Source organism: Metapseudomonas phytobenefica, from assembly GCF_043392685.1.
Lineage (GTDB): Bacteria > Pseudomonadota > Gammaproteobacteria > Pseudomonadales > Pseudomonadaceae > Metapseudomonas.
This window is the reverse complement of record NZ_JBHZGM010000005.1, coordinates 57,132-70,308: the sequence shown is the minus strand read 5'-3', so window position 1 is coordinate 70,308 and position 13,177 is coordinate 57,132. Positions and strand designations below refer to the sequence as shown.

The 13,177-nt window shown below is 66.2% G+C and carries 13 protein-coding genes; 5 read left to right on the top strand and 8 right to left on the bottom strand.

Going from position 1 to position 13,177, the window contains the following annotated elements; translation table 11 throughout:
• Positions 1–102: 102 nt before the first annotated feature.
• On the top strand, positions 103–471 hold the full coding sequence (osmE, locus tag ACFW0B_RS06350; RefSeq protein WP_449147093.1) for an osmotically-inducible lipoprotein OsmE: 369 nt from the start codon (positions 103–105) through the stop codon (positions 469–471).
• Between the two features lie 251 nt (positions 472–722).
• Entirely contained in the window at positions 723–1,061 is a 339-nt protein-coding gene (osmE, locus tag ACFW0B_RS06345; RefSeq protein WP_449147219.1) for an osmotically-inducible lipoprotein OsmE, read from the top strand.
• Between the two features lie 33 nt (positions 1,062–1,094).
• Here the strand turns inward: osmE (ACFW0B_RS06345) and ACFW0B_RS06340 are convergent, their stop codons facing one another.
• Positions 1,095–3,143, bottom strand: coding sequence for an AsmA family protein (locus ACFW0B_RS06340; RefSeq protein ID WP_449147092.1), 2,049 nt, complete (start codon positions 3,141–3,143; stop codon positions 1,095–1,097).
• Positions 3,144–3,427: 284 nt separating this feature from the next.
• Between ACFW0B_RS06340 and ACFW0B_RS06335 the strand changes: the two genes are divergently transcribed.
• Positions 3,428–3,757: a phage infection protein gene (locus tag ACFW0B_RS06335; RefSeq protein WP_449147091.1), complete on the top strand. Its 330-nt coding sequence runs from the start codon at positions 3,428–3,430 to the stop codon at positions 3,755–3,757.
• Positions 3,758–3,983: 226 nt separating this feature from the next.
• On the opposite strand, the gene ACFW0B_RS06330 is transcribed toward ACFW0B_RS06335, so the two are convergent.
• Together ACFW0B_RS06330 and ACFW0B_RS06325 are read right to left on the bottom strand one after the other, a co-directional pair.
• The gene (locus ACFW0B_RS06330; RefSeq protein ID WP_449147090.1) at positions 3,984–5,045 is read right to left on the bottom strand and encodes a fatty acid desaturase family protein; all 1,062 of its coding nucleotides are present in this window, start codon (positions 5,043–5,045) and stop codon (positions 3,984–3,986) included.
• An 8-nt stretch (positions 5,046–5,053) separates the two neighbouring features.
• Complete coding sequence (locus ACFW0B_RS06325) at positions 5,054–6,157, bottom strand: ferredoxin reductase (RefSeq protein WP_449147089.1); 1,104 nt, start codon at positions 6,155–6,157, stop codon at positions 5,054–5,056.
• A 139-nt stretch (positions 6,158–6,296) separates the two neighbouring features.
• Between ACFW0B_RS06325 and fabR the strand changes: the two genes are divergently transcribed.
• Both fabR and ACFW0B_RS06315 read left to right on the top strand, forming a co-directional pair.
• Positions 6,297–6,932: an HTH-type transcriptional repressor FabR gene (gene fabR / locus ACFW0B_RS06320; protein WP_449147088.1), complete on the top strand. Its 636-nt coding sequence runs from the start codon at positions 6,297–6,299 to the stop codon at positions 6,930–6,932.
• Positions 6,933–7,131: 199 nt separating this feature from the next.
• The gene (locus ACFW0B_RS06315) at positions 7,132–8,043 is read left to right on the top strand and encodes a glycerophosphodiester phosphodiesterase (protein WP_449147087.1); all 912 of its coding nucleotides are present in this window, start codon (positions 7,132–7,134) and stop codon (positions 8,041–8,043) included.
• Here the strand turns inward: ACFW0B_RS06315 and ACFW0B_RS06310 are convergent.
• From ACFW0B_RS06310 to livM, 5 genes are all read right to left on the bottom strand, one after another.
• Positions 8,024–8,788: an SDR family oxidoreductase gene (locus tag ACFW0B_RS06310; protein WP_449147086.1), complete on the bottom strand. Its 765-nt coding sequence runs from the start codon at positions 8,786–8,788 to the stop codon at positions 8,024–8,026. The two genes, ACFW0B_RS06315 and ACFW0B_RS06310, sit on opposite strands and share 20 nt — an antisense overlap.
• Before the next feature lie 477 nt (positions 8,789–9,265).
• Complete coding sequence (gene lhpI, locus ACFW0B_RS06305; protein WP_449147085.1) at positions 9,266–10,201, bottom strand: bifunctional Delta(1)-pyrroline-2-carboxylate/Delta(1)-piperideine-2-carboxylate reductase; 936 nt, start codon at positions 10,199–10,201, stop codon at positions 9,266–9,268.
• Positions 10,202–10,305: 104 nt separating this feature from the next.
• Positions 10,306–11,022, bottom strand: coding sequence for an ABC transporter ATP-binding protein (locus tag ACFW0B_RS06300; protein WP_449147084.1), 717 nt, complete (start codon positions 11,020–11,022; stop codon positions 10,306–10,308).
• Positions 11,019–11,894, bottom strand: coding sequence for an ABC transporter ATP-binding protein (locus tag ACFW0B_RS06295; protein ID WP_449147083.1), 876 nt, complete (start codon positions 11,892–11,894; stop codon positions 11,019–11,021). Before ACFW0B_RS06295 ends, ACFW0B_RS06300 begins: the two co-directional genes overlap by 4 nt.
• Positions 11,891–13,177 carry a high-affinity branched-chain amino acid ABC transporter permease LivM gene (gene livM / locus ACFW0B_RS06290; RefSeq protein ID WP_449147082.1) on the bottom strand — a complete coding sequence of 429 codons (1,287 nt, stop codon included), beginning with the start codon at positions 13,175–13,177 and terminating at the stop codon, positions 11,891–11,893. The genes ACFW0B_RS06295 and livM overlap by 4 nt, the downstream gene beginning before the upstream one ends.

The window sequence follows — 13,177 nt, the reverse complement described above, 5'->3', positions numbered from 1 at the left end:
GTTCATCGGCAAACCTGCGCTCCCCCGCTGGTCGGCGCCGACCAGCGGTCTAGGCTCAATCCCATCGCGGGGCCCTCCCGCGCCACTTAGGGACGATCTGCCATGAGCAAGCATCCGCTGATCCTGGGTTGCGCCCTGGCCGCCGTGGCCGGATGCGCCAGCAAGATGGAAAACCCCACCGACTACTACACCTACCGCAACCAGCCGCTGGTCAAGCAGGTGGATGAGGGCATGACGGAAACCCAGGTGCGCAACATCGGCGGGCCGCCTTCATCGTCGGTTCGCCGCAAGGTCCACGCGGGTATCTGCAACAACTACATCCTCAACCAGGACGGCCACCAGCAGGCCTACCACGTCAGTTTCGACGGCAGTGGCCGGGTGGAGGAAAAGGGCTTCATGACTTGCGAGCAGCGCGAGCAGGTCGAACGCGAGAAGGCGCAGAAGAAGGTCGAGCACGGCGGCGGTTACTGACCGGGATTCCCCATAGGAGCGACCTCACTCGCGAGCAGAGCTCGCTCCTACAAAATAGTGCGGCCACCACGCATTCAACCCGGAAGCCGCGCCAGTAGCGGTTTCCAGCCCCGCCAACCGGCAGATCGCCAGCTACTGGCGCAATGCCGTCCATCGCCTGCTCCGTTTCGCGAGGATCTCGGGCGAACTCTCCCCACCCTCCGGTGTTCCAAGCGCAGTGTTTCAACTGCGTTAACCCACGAGGACCCATGATGTACAAGCAAGCGCTTGTCATGGCTTGTGCCCTGGCATCGATGGCGGGCTGCGCCAGCAAGTTAGAAAACCCGACGGACTACATCACCTTCCGTAACCAGCCTCTGGTGGCGAATGTCGAGCCCGGGATGAGCCGGCAGCAGGTGCTGATCATCGGCGGCCGCCCCTCCTCCGTCGTCCAGCGCAGCGTGCACCCGGGTTCCTGCAACAACTACATCCTCAACGAAGAAGGCCACCAGCAGCCTTACCACATCAGCTTCGACAGCACGGGCCGGGTTCGCCACAAGGGTTTCATGACCTGCGGCCAGCGCGAGCAGGTGGAGCGCGACCAGCTCTAAGTCGAAAACCTTAACGACGCATCAGCCAATCTGCTAAGGCTTGCGCATCTGCTGCAGCAACGGCGCGCAGGCATTGCCCTCCTCACCGCCGGCTGCCGGCGCCACCAGAGCCAGCAAGGCCGCCGCCGGTGCCACCGCTACCCCCAGCGCCAGCATCCCCGCCCCACGTACCACCAGCGGCACCGTCTGCACCCCGGCCTGGGGATGCTTGAAGGTTCCGCGCACATAGAGCGGTGAACGCAGGGAAAACAGCCGCACCCCCTTGGACTCCGGCGTGACACTGAGGTCCAGCCGTTCGTTGCGGAAGTTGGCATAGCCGTCGATCTGCACCAGCGCATTCTCGGTATCGAAGACGAACAGCCGCGGCGTCATCAGTCCGTCCTTCAGGCCCAGGTCCGCCGCCGCGCAGTTGATCTTCACTTCCTCGTCGCCGAACAGCCTGCCCACCACGTAGTTGCCGACGTTGAGTCCGGCGATCTCCATCAGGTTGCGGCTGATGGTGCCGTCATTGACCAGCATCTGCAGGTTGCCGTTGGCGGTCGCCAGCAGGGCCGCCACGGAATTGCCGGTGCCGGACAGGTCCGCCGTACCGTTCAGCTCGCCCAGGCTGTTGCGCATGGCCTGGACCTTGGGAAACAGCTCCTTGAGCTTGAAGTGGCGCGCCTTGAGCTGGGCCCTGCCGGTCAGCGGCGCGCGGCGCCCATCCAGGCGGATGACCGCGTCCAGGTCGCCGCCGGCCACGCCGAAGCGCAGGGGTTCCAGGCTGAGCCGCCCATCGTCGAGCAAGACATGGGTGGTGAGATCGGTGACCGGCAGTTTCTCGCTGTGCTGGATGCGCTTGCCGGTGAATCGGACGTCGGCGTCCATCGCCCGCCAGCGCTCGGTGCGGAAGGCTTCCACCGGCAGCACCTTGTCCGCCGGTTGCCGGGTGGCGACGCCACGGGCCTGCTGGCCGGCCCGGGAGTCGGCGCCGATAAGCGGCGCCAAGTCGGCAAAATGCAGCTGCTCGGAGGTCAGGGTGCCGGAAAGCTTCGGCCGGGGCTGGCTGGCGACATAGGTGAGGTCGCCATGGATATCGCTGCCGCCGATGCGGCCGTTGAAGCCCTGGTAGTGGAACGTCGCCCCATCGGGCTCGTTCAGGCTGGCCAGCAGCCGGCCATCGGTGGAATAGGCCGGGGTCTCCGGCAGGGTGACGCCGGTAAGGGGGTAGAGCTGCGCCAGGCTCTTGCCGGACAGCTGCAAGCGCAGGTCCAGGGCGCCCAGCTCACGCGGGTCGGTCAGGGTGCCGAGCAGCGCAATGTGGGTGCCGCCGGCCCTGATCTCGGCCTGCAGCGGAAACGGCAGGTCGGCATTCTGCAGCGCCAGCAGGCCGCCCACCTTGCCCTTGCCGACCAGCGGCTGCCCCTTGTAGCTGCCCTTGGCCTGCCAGCCGAAGGCGTAATCCTGGGCGGTGCGCGCCTTGGGCATGGCGCCCTTGGCCGGCAGCAGTTCGCTGAACGGGATCGGCTTGCCGAGGGGGTCGATGAGCAGGTCCAGGCGGGTGCCGGTCTGGGCGTCATCCACCTGCACCTGGCCCTTGTCGAAACCCAGGGTGCCGATGTCCAGGGTCCAGCCGGAGGGTTGTTGCGCCTCGTCTTCCGGCTTGGCCGGAAGCTCGAAGGTCCAATTGTTGCGGCCGTCGGCCAGACGGCGGACGCTGACCCGCGGGCCGCCCAGATCGATGCGCGGAATGCTCAGCCGCTGCCAGAGCAGAGGCAGCGGGGCGATGCGGAATTCCACCCGCTCGAGACTGACGAAATCGCCGCCTTTGGCCCATTCCGGGTTGCCCAGGCGCAAATTCTCAGCAGCGAAGTGCGGCCAGGGCACCAGCGCGCGCCAGCCACCCTCGCCTTCCTCCCGTTGCCAGATGACGCGAAGGTCGCCCTCGATGGCGAATTCACGTCCCAGTTCGGCGGACGCCCGCTCGTTGAGCACAGGCTTGATGCGGTTCCAGTCGAAGGTAGCGACCAGCACCAGCAGGGCCACCAACAGCAGCGCCAGTGCCAGGACCGTCCTGGCCAGGATGCGAAGACCTCGTGTCATGCATTTCTCCCCTTTATCCACGACAACCCCTGGGAGGCTGCGTGCAGTCCATGCCTTATCGACCCGTGAACACGCCGGGATGCTCCACCCAATGACTTGAAATGCATGGCCGGAGCCCCGCCAAACCGCCATGAAAATACCGCAAGTTCTTGATTATAAAGACTTCCCAACACCATCAATGGCGTTGATGTTCGCTATCGGCAGTGATCACTTTTTAATCACCCCCCCATCCGTAACATGGGCCCCGTAGCCAGTTTCCAGCCCCCATCGAGGAGCCCACGATCATGAAAACCCAAGCCTTCGCCGCCCTGTTCATCGCCGCCCTGAGCACCAGCGTCTTCGCCCTGCCGTCCGATAACCAACCGGTACTGGGCGAGTCGAAGCAAGGCGCCACCCTCCAGGTCATCGATCCGATTGCTGCCGAAGGTAGTTTCATGATCCTGGACCGCGTCGCCGAAGGCGGTGCCGACCGCACCGGCGCCAACCGTATCGCCGAAGGTGGCGCTGACCGCACCGGGGCCAACCGTATCGCCGAAGGTGGCGCTGACCGCACCGGCGCCAACCGTATCGCCGAAGGTGGCGCTGACCGCACCGGGGCCAACCGCATCGTCTGATTGCGGACCGCAAAACCTCAATGCCCGGCAGATGCCGGGCATTGTGCTTTCTGCAGGGGGGAATTCATTGGCTATGTCCGGGTTGGCGCCGGCGGTGCTGAAGGGGGCGCCCCTGCACCAGACCACTTGGACTCCGCGCCAACCGACACTTCCCTCTCCCCCCAGCCCCTCTCCCAGAGGGAGAGGGGGGACTTGCGGACCTACAAGGGCGCGGTCTTTCGCGAAATCACGCCAGGCGGTACTTCCAGATGCGCTTGATCACACTGCCGAACTGCACCGACAGCCGCCCGCTGTTGTAGACCTGCCCGTAGCGCGCAGCGATCTCCCTCACTACCTTGGCCATCTCGGCATAGCGCCGCGCCGGCAGGTCGGGGAACAGGTGGTGTTCGATCTGGTGGCTGAGGTTGCCGGTGAGGATGTGGAACAGCGGCCCGCCTTCCAGGTTGCTGGAGCCCCGCAGCTGACGCAGGTACCAGTGGCCGCGGCTCTCCCCCTCCAGCACCTCGGGCGGGAATACCGCCGCACGCTCGGTGAAGTGGCCGCAGAAGATCACGGTGAAGGTCCAGAGGTTGCGGATCAGGTTGGCCAGCAGGTTGCCCGCCAGCACCGCCATCACGCTGCTGCCCACCAGCAGCGCCAACACCGGGAAGGCCAGGTAGTCCTTGGCCCACTGGCGCAGCAGCTTGGCATTGAACTGGCGCAGGCGCGGGCGCAGCTCATCGCGGCTCATGCGGCCCTTGAAGTACTGGTCCAGGCGCAGGTACTGCACCGCCACCGCATACTGGAACAGCGCCGCCTGCAACGTCACCCACAGGGGTTGCCAGCGGTAGAAGGGCTTCCAGCGTTGTTCGGGGAATAGCCGCACCACGCCGTAGCCGACGTCGTCATCCTTGCCCAGAACGTTGGTGTAGCTGTGGTGGATGTGGTTATGGGTATGCCGCCAGAAGTCGGAGGGGCCGGCGATATCCCACTCGTAGCGGGTGCCGCGCAGCTCGGGGTCGTTCATCCAGTCGTACTGGCCGTGCATGACGTTGTGGCCCAGCTCCATGTTTTCGAGGATCTTGCCCAGTCCGAGCAGGGCCACGCCCAGCAGCCAGGTGGGCGGGAACCAGCCGAGCAGCAATAGCGCACGGCCGCTCCAGCAACAGAGCCGCACGGCGGTACGGATACGGCGGATGTAGCGGGCGTCTGCCTCGCCCAGGTCATCCAGGGTGCGCTGGCGCAGGGCGTCCAGCTCGGCGCCGAAAGCATCGAGTTCGGCAGGGGTGAGTTCGCGGTCGAATCGCATCGCAGGTCCTAGAGTTCCAGTTCCACATCGCCCACCGGCGCACTGACGCAGAGGCGGATCGGCAATCCCGGCCCGTGGGTCATGGCGCCGGTGCGCAGGTCGCGCACGCTGCCGGCCAGCAACTGGCAGGTGCAGCCGGTGCAGATGCCCTGGCGGCAGCCGTGGGGCGGTCGCAGGCCGTGGGCTTCAGCCTGTTCCAGCAGGTTGGCGGCGCTGTTGCCAGGTAGTTCTCGATGGGAGCGAGCAAAGCGCAGGCGTACCGCCTCCCCTGCTTCGGCGGTCGCGGCCGGTGCCGTGAACGCCTCCCATTGCAGGCGTCCGTCACGCGGCTCGGCCTGCCACCAGTCACGCACGCGGGCAACGAAGCCGTGGGGGCCGCAGGCCAGCAGGCTGTGCGCCGGCAGCCCGGCCAGGTGAGCCGCCTGGAAGCGCCCGGTCAGCTCACCGGCCGCCGGCGCCTCGCCGCTGATGGCCCAGCGCACCTGCAGGTTGGGATGCCGCGCCATCAGCGCCTGCAGTTCCTCGCTGAAGGCACGCTGGGCGCGGTGGCGCACGTAGTGCAACAGGGTCACCGGCGCGTCGAAGCCACGGGCCAGGGCCTGGCGCAGCAGGCCGAGCAAGGGCGTGATGCCGCTACCGGCGGCCAGCAGCAGCACCGAGGATGCCTCCTCTGGCCAGTCCAGATCGCCCTGGGCCGGCTCCAGCTCCAGCACGGAGCCGACTGCCACCCGGTCCAGCAGCCAGTTGGACAGCCGCCCTTGCGGCTGGCGCTTGACCGCCAGTTCGAGACGCCCGTCCTCCTGCACGCCCAGCAGGCTGTAGCTGCGGCCCTGGCGCACGCCATCCAGCTCCAGGTAGAGGCGTACGTGCTGGCCGGGGCGCCAGCCACGGGCATTGGCATTGGTGCGCAGACCGAGGGCGAGCATGTCCTCGGCCACCCAGCGGCGGGATTCGACGCGGGCGAACACGCGATTGAGCCGCAGGACGGGATGGACGAGGCGCAGCAGGCAGTCCAGGTCGGCTTCCTGCAGCCAGCCGCCGCCGGCCAGCGCGCGCAAGGGGCCCAGCGCGGGGCCGATTCGGCGCGCCAGGGAGAGAGGTACGAGGGGCATAACAAGACTCTGGTGAACAGTTGTGCACTAGGCTGCCGAATATGGGAATTACAGTCAACAGTTGTTCACTGAACCGGGTTCGACTCCCGCGAAGTCCATTTGCTAGAGTGCGCCGCACATTCGCCAACGGCCGCACTCCATGACCCAACGCTCGGAACAGAAGCAGCAGACCCGCCACGCCCTGATGGATGCCGCGCGCCTCCTGATGGATAGCGGCCGTGGCTTCGGCAGCCTGAGCCTGCGGGAAGTGGCGCGCAACGCCGGCATCGTGCCCACCGGCTTCTACCGCCACTTCCACGACATGGATGAGCTGGGCCTGGCCCTGGTCGAGGAGGTGGGCGAAACCTTCCGCGCCACCATCCGCAAGGTGCGCCAGAACGAGTTCGAGCTGGGCGGCATCATCGAAGCCTCGGTGCGCATCTTCCTTGACGCGGTGCTCGCCAACCGGGGCCAGTTCCTCTTCCTCGCCCGCGAGCAGTACGGCGGCTCGCAGCCGGTGCGCCAGGCCATCGCCGCCCTGCGCCAGCGCATCACCGACGACCTGGCCGCCGACCTCAAACTGATCAACCGCATGCCGCAACTGGACGACGAAGGGGTCGACCTGGTGGCCGACCTGGTGGTGAAAACCGTATTCGCCACCCTCCCCGAGCTGATCGACCCGCCGGCGGACAACCTGCCGCCGCACCTCCTCCCCGCCGCCAAGATCACCCAGCAACTGCGCTTCATCATGATCGGCGGCAAACACTGGCTGGGACCGGGCAAGCCGAAAGACTGAGCGGGGCGCCAGCCTCCGCGCACCACAGGCAGGCACGGCTGCATTGGGCGTCATTCCTCGGACCAACCTACGGGACCTTCGCGTCATTGCAACGCGCTCCCCATCCCGAACAGCTTCCCCTCGCCTCACCGCCACGTCTTTGTCATAGTCCCCGCGTTTGATTCGGCACGCCTGTCCACGTCTTACGGATAAGAACAACATGAAGCGCTTCGCCCGATTCTTTCTCACGCCCGTCTTCCTCGTCGTCGCCAGCCTGCTCGCGCTGGCCCTGACCAGCCGCCCGGCGGAACGGCCCGGCGTGCTCGCCAGCTTCGGCGACCAGCCGCTGGTCATCGCCCATCGCGGCGGACGCGGCCTCTGGCCGGAAAACACCCTGTTCGCCTTCGAACGCGCCACCGCCCTCAAGGTGGACATGCTGGAAATGGACGTGCGCCGCACCCGCGACGGCCATCTGGTGGTGCTGCACGACGCACAGGTGGACCGCACCACCAATGGCAGCGGCGAGGTGGCCGACCTGACCCTTGCCCAGGTGCAGGCCCTGGATGCCGGCTACCGCTGGAGCGCCGATGGCGGCGAAAGCCATCCCTATCGTGGCCAGGGCATCCGCATCCCCAGCTTCGAAGAAGTGCTGGAACGCTTCCCGGAACAGGCCAAGGTGGTGGAGATCAAGGTGCCCGACGCCGGGCTGGAAGAGCAGCTGTGCGCCTTGCTGGGCAAGCACGAACAGCGTGAACGGGTGCTGGTGGGAAGTTTCTACGAGCGCAGCCTGAAGCGCTTCCGCGAAGTCTGCCCCGGCGTCGCCACCTCGGCCAGTCCAACTTCAGTGCGCCTGCTGGTGGCGCTGAACTGGGTCGGCCTGGGCAGGCTGGTCAGCCCGTCCTACCAGGCCCTGCAGATTCCCGAGCGCAGCGGCGGCCTGCTGGTGGCCACCGACAGTCTGGTGAAGACCGCCCGGCAACGTGGCCTGGCGGTCCAGATGTGGACCATCAACGAGCAACCGGCCATGCGCCATCTGCTGGACATGGGGGCCAATGGCCTGATTACCGATTACCCGGATCGCGCCCTGCAGCTGCTCGGGCGCTCCACCCGCATCACTTCGTTGAGCGATTGACCGCGAAGCCCGCCCAGGTCTGGCTCACCGGCATCAGCTCCAGGCTGTTGATGTTGATGTGGGCCGGCTGGCTCATGATCCAGAAGATGGTTTCGGCGATGTCTTCCGGCTGGATGGCTTCGGCGCCGGCGTAGGTGGCGTCGTACTTGGCCTGGTCACCCGCGAAGCGCACCAGGGAAAACTCGCTCTCGCACAGCCCCGGCTCGAGGTTGGTGACCCGCACGCCAGTGCCCACCAGGTCGTTGCGCAGGCTCAGGGAAAACTGCCCGACGAAGGCCTTGGTGGCGCCATACACGTGGCTGCCGGGATAGGGCCAGTTGCCGGCCACCGACCCCAGGTTGACGATGCTCGCGCCACGGCCGTGGGCGATCAGGCGCGGCAGCAGCAGGCGGGTGCTGTACATCAGGCCCTTGACGTTGGTGTCGACCATGGTGTCCCAGTCATCCAGGTCGCACTTGGGCGCGGGGTCGGCGCCGAGCGCCAGGCCGGCGTTGTTGATCAGGCCACGAATCTTCTCGTACCCGGCCGGCAGGCCGGCGATGGCGGCTTCCATGGCTTTGCGGTCACGCACATCCAGTTCCAGGGTGAGCACGTCGGTCTGGGCAGAGAGCTCATCCTTGAGGGCTTGCAGACGCGCGGCGCGGCGGCCCGTCAGCACCAGCGACCAGCCGGCCTGGGCGAAGCGCCGGGCGCAGGCTTCGCCGAAACCCGAGGTGGCGCCGGTGATGAATACGGTGGAAGTCATGCAGTTCTCCTTGTGCTGGGGCACGGGCCCGTTGCGAATAGACCGGCATAGGTTACGCCATCCACAGACGCGAACTCCTGGCGAAAAAATCGCCAGCATCATACAGCCCGCGCCGCAACTGCAGCGCAGCGATTGTTCCCAAGTTTATCCACAGCTTTTCGCACAATTGCCGGGGACAACTCCGGGCATCGGTGCAGACGCCTTGCGGGCCCTATAACCCACTGTTCATGTAGGAAAAATCAGGCGTGATCAAAATTTGAACGCCCGCTGCCGCCCTGCGGGAACCGGGCGATCCGGGCAGGTATCACCAAGTTATCCACAAGGTGCTTCACAGAGATTGTGGGCAGAGGCCTGTCACCCAACGCTGTGGGGGCGATTTCAATCGCTATGCAGACCAAGGTCTGCCATTCGACCTCGCACTCAGGCAGCTGCGCTGCCTTTGGCGAATGAATTCGCCCCCACAAGAAAGGAACCGACCTAGTCACCCGTGACGGACAGCAGCACCTGCGCCGCGATCAGGTCTTCAAGGGCATACCCCACGGACTTGAACAGGGTGATCTCGCTGTTGGTTTGGCGATGGCCACGGCCATGCAGCAGGTCGGCGAGTTCGAAATGGATGCTCTGCTCGGTGATGGCGCCCTCGGCGATGGCGAAGAGCAGGTCGCCCGCCTCCTCCAGGGCACCGGCACGGGTGTCGACCACCACCCGCGAGCGGGCCACGGCGGCGCTGTCGGTCTCCCGCATGCTGGGCAGGAAGGCGCCCACCAGGTCGAGGTGGGTCCCCGGCCGCAGCCAGTCGCCGAGAATCAGCGGCGAGGTGGAGGTGGTGACGCAACTGATGCAGTCGGCCTGCTGGGCGCAGGTCTGCAGGTCGGGCGCTACATGCACGGGATAGCCTTCGGCGGCCAGCTTGCTCACCAGCTCGGCGGCCTTTTCCGGGTGGCGCCCCCAGATATCCACACGCTCGTACTGCCGCACCACGCAATGGGCGCGGACCATGTGCGCGGCCAGGGTGCCGGTGCCCACCACCAGCAGGCGGCTGGCGTCGTGGCGCACCAGTGCGCTGGCGGCCAGGGCGGAGGTACAGGCGGTGCGCCGGGCGGTGAGTTCGGAAGCCTCCAGCACCGCCAGGGGCTTGCCGGTGGCATCGTCGAACAGGGTGAACAGCGCGGCGACCGAGGGCAGGCCCTTCTCGCTGTTGCGGGGGAACACGGTGACCAGCTTCACGCCGATGCCCTGTCCTGTCTGCCAGACCGGCATACACAGCAGCGAGGCGTCTTGCGGCAGGGCATGACTGGCACGCACCGGAGCCTCGGCCGGATTGGCCAGGCCATGGCGCAGGGCTTCGATCAGTTGTGGATAAGACAGGGCCGCAGCGACGTCGGCGTTGGTGAAAAAGCGCAGGGTTTGCATCGTGGACTCCCTGGTGAATCTGGGGTGAACAGTCAGCCCTCTCCTCCGGCCCCTCTCCCTTCCGGAGAGGGGGGGACGCTCAGGGAAAGGTTGAAAGCGGCGGGTCAGTGCCCGCCGAGGTAGGCGTTGCGGACTTCCTGGTTGCCCAGCAGCTCCTCGCCCGTACCGCTCATGCGGATCTCCCCGGTGACCATCACGTAGGCGCGGTCGGAGAGCTTGAGCGCGTGGTTGGCGTTCTGCTCCACGAGGAAGATGGTCATGCCGGTCTGGGCCAGTTCCTTGAGGGTCTGGAAGATCTGCTTGACCACGATGGGCGCCAGGCCCAGGGAGGGTTCGTCGAGCAGCAGCAGCTTGGGCCGGCTCATCAGCGCGCGGGCGATGGCGAGCATCTGCTGCTCGCCGCCGGACATGGTCATGGCGCGCTGGTTACGCCGTTCCTTCAGGCGCGGGAAGAGATCGAACATGCGCTGCATGTCTTCGTCCGCGTGGTCCATGCCGACGGGGATGGTGCCCATCAGCAGGTTCTCTTCCACGCTCATGTCGGGGAACACGCGGCGTCCTTCCGGCGACTGGGCGACGCCGTTGGACGCGACATAGTGCGCCGACTTGTGGGTGATGTTGGTGCCGCTGTAGACGATGGCGCCGCCGGCCGCGCGCGGCTGGCCGAAGATGGACATCAGCAGGGTGGACTTGCCCGCGCCGTTGGCGCCGATCAGGCTCACCGTCTCGCCTTCGTTGATGTGCAGGCTGACCTTCCTCAGCGCCTGGATCGGGCCGTAGAAGACGTCGACATCCTTGAACTCCAGGAGGGGGGCGCTCATGCCACTTCCTCCTCTTCCGCGCCCAGGTAGGCGGCGATCACCTTGGGATCGTGGCGGATATCGTGGGGCGTGCCCTCGGCAATCACTTCGCCGTGGTCCAGCACCACGATGTGGTCGGAAATGCTCATCACCATACCCATGTCGTGTTCGATCAGCAGAACGGTCTGGTCGTGTTCGTCGCGCAGCTTGCGGATGATCCGGCTGAGCGCTTCGGTCTCGGCCGGGTTGAGGCCGGCGGCGGGTTCGTCAAGGCAGATCAGCTGCGGCCGCGTGCACATGGCGCGGGCGATCTCCAGGCGGCGCTGCTGGCCGTAGGAGAGTTCGCCGGCCAGGCGGTTGGCGCAGTCCACCAGGTCCACCACTTCCAGCCAGTAGAAGGCGTGGTTCAGCGCGTCATCCTCGGACTTGCGGAAGCCCGGGGTATTGAACACGCCGGCCAGCAGGTTGCGGTTGACCCACATGTGCTGGGCCACCAGCAGGTTTTCCACCACCGACATTTCCTTGAACAGGCGGATGTTCTGGAAGGTGCGCGCCAGGCCCGCGCGGTTCACCAGGTGGGTGCCGCCGAACATCTTGTAGTGCAGGCGGCTGGCGAACTGCGCCGGGTTGACGAAGTCGGTCGGGTGGAAGGGCTCGCCCAGCACCTTGATGATGTCCGTGGTGGTGCCACGGGTGTTGAGGTGGATGCGCCCGCCGGTGGCCTTGTAGAAGCCGGTCAGGCAGTTGAATACGGTGGTCTTGCCGGCACCGTTGGGGCCGATCAGTGCGGAGATCGAGCCGCGCTTGATCTTCAGGCTGACGTCGTTGAGCGCCTTGATGCCCCCGAAGTGCATCATCAGGTGCTCGACGCTGAGGATGTTTTGGTCGCTCATGGGGCTACTCCTTTACGCGGGGTGAAGCCGACACGGCTGATACGGATCAGCCCGCGCGGGCGCCAGATCATCATCACCACCATGAGCACGCCGAACAGCAGCACACGGTAGTCGGCGAAGGTGCGCAGCAGCTCCGGCGCGACGGTGAGGACGAAGGCGGCGATCACCACCCCGACAGTGGAACCCATGCCTCCGAGCACGACGATGGCGAGGATCAGCGCCGACTCGAAGAAGGTGAAGGACGAGGGGTTGACGAAGCCCTGGTAGCTGGCGAAGAACACCCCGGCCAGCCCCGCGGTGGAGGCGCCCAGCATGAACGCCGAGAGCTTCACCAGCACGTGGTTCAGGCCCATGGCGCGGCAGGCGATCTCATCCTCGCGCAGCGCTTCCCAGGCGCGGCCGACCGGCATGCGGGTCAGGCGGTGCTTGATGTAGAGCACCAGCAGCACCGTCAGGAACAGCACCACGTAGATGAACAGGAACTTCAGGTTGGGGTTGTAGGCGATGCCGAAGAACTCGTGGAACGGCACCCCGCCATCCTTCGCCCGGCGGCCGAACTCCAGGCCGAGGAAGGTCGGCGACGGTACCGACATGCCGTTCGGGCCGCCGGTGAAGCTGAGCCAGTTGTTCAGCACCAGGCGGATGATCTCGCCGAAGCCCAAGGTCACGATGGCCAGGTAGTCTCCGTGCATGCGCAGCACCGGGAAGCCCAGCAGCGCGCCGGCCAGGGCGGCCAGCAGGGCGGCCAGCGGTAGCACGCTCCAGAAGCCCAGGCCCAGGTGCTCGTAGCCGAGCGCCAGGCCATAGGCACCAATGGCGTAGAAGGCCACGTAGCCGAGGTCGAGCAGGCCGGCCAGGCCGACCACTATGTTCAGGCCCAGGCCCAGCAGCACGTAGATCAGGCCGAGGATGACCACGGTGAGCAGGTACTTGCTGGCGAAGAACGGGAAGATCACCGCGGCGACGATCAGCAGCGGAATGATCCAGCGCAGCCGGCTCTTGTAGTCGGGGGCGCGCACGTGCACGCCGGAGCCGGTGCTGTCGAAGCGCTGCATCAGCACTTCGCCGCGCGGCGTCTGCAGGTAGAGGCTGAGCAGGAGGCGGCCGAGCATGACGACAGCCATCATCACGCCAACGCGCTTGAACTCCAGGTTGAAACTGTAGCCATCGAGCACCACGCCCATGATGGGGCCGAAGACGATGAGCGCGAGCAGACCGGCGACGACGGCGTCGATCAGGCTCTTCTTGATATCCAGGGGTTTCCTGGCAATGGCAGAAGTCAT

Bases quoted from the DNA above. Each gene is read 5' to 3' on its own strand.
- osmE (WP_449147093.1), top strand. From the start codon at position 103: ATGAGCAAGCATCCGCTGATCCTGGGTTGCGCCCTGGCCGCCGTGGCC.
- osmE (WP_449147219.1), top strand. From the start codon at position 723: ATGTACAAGCAAGCGCTTGTCATGGCTTGTGCCCTGGCATCGATGGCG.
- ACFW0B_RS06340 (WP_449147092.1), bottom strand. From the start codon at position 3,143: ATGACACGAGGTCTTCGCATCCTGGCCAGGACGGTCCTGGCACTGGCG.
- ACFW0B_RS06335 (WP_449147091.1), top strand. From the start codon at position 3,428: ATGAAAACCCAAGCCTTCGCCGCCCTGTTCATCGCCGCCCTGAGCACC.
- ACFW0B_RS06330 (WP_449147090.1), bottom strand. From the start codon at position 5,045: ATGCGATTCGACCGCGAACTCACCCCTGCCGAACTCGATGCTTTCGGC.
- ACFW0B_RS06325 (WP_449147089.1), bottom strand. From the start codon at position 6,157: ATGCCCCTCGTACCTCTCTCCCTGGCGCGCCGAATCGGCCCCGCGCTG.
- fabR (WP_449147088.1), top strand. From the start codon at position 6,297: ATGACCCAACGCTCGGAACAGAAGCAGCAGACCCGCCACGCCCTGATG.
- ACFW0B_RS06315 (WP_449147087.1), top strand. From the start codon at position 7,132: ATGAAGCGCTTCGCCCGATTCTTTCTCACGCCCGTCTTCCTCGTCGTC.
- ACFW0B_RS06310 (WP_449147086.1), bottom strand. From the start codon at position 8,788: ATGACTTCCACCGTATTCATCACCGGCGCCACCTCGGGTTTCGGCGAA.
- lhpI (WP_449147085.1), bottom strand. From the start codon at position 10,201: ATGCAAACCCTGCGCTTTTTCACCAACGCCGACGTCGCTGCGGCCCTG.
- ACFW0B_RS06300 (WP_449147084.1), bottom strand. From the start codon at position 11,022: ATGAGCGCCCCCCTCCTGGAGTTCAAGGATGTCGACGTCTTCTACGGC.
- ACFW0B_RS06295 (WP_449147083.1), bottom strand. From the start codon at position 11,894: ATGAGCGACCAAAACATCCTCAGCGTCGAGCACCTGATGATGCACTTC.
- livM (WP_449147082.1), bottom strand. From the start codon at position 13,177: ATGACTTCTGCCATTGCCAGGAAACCCCTGGATATCAAGAAGAGCCTG.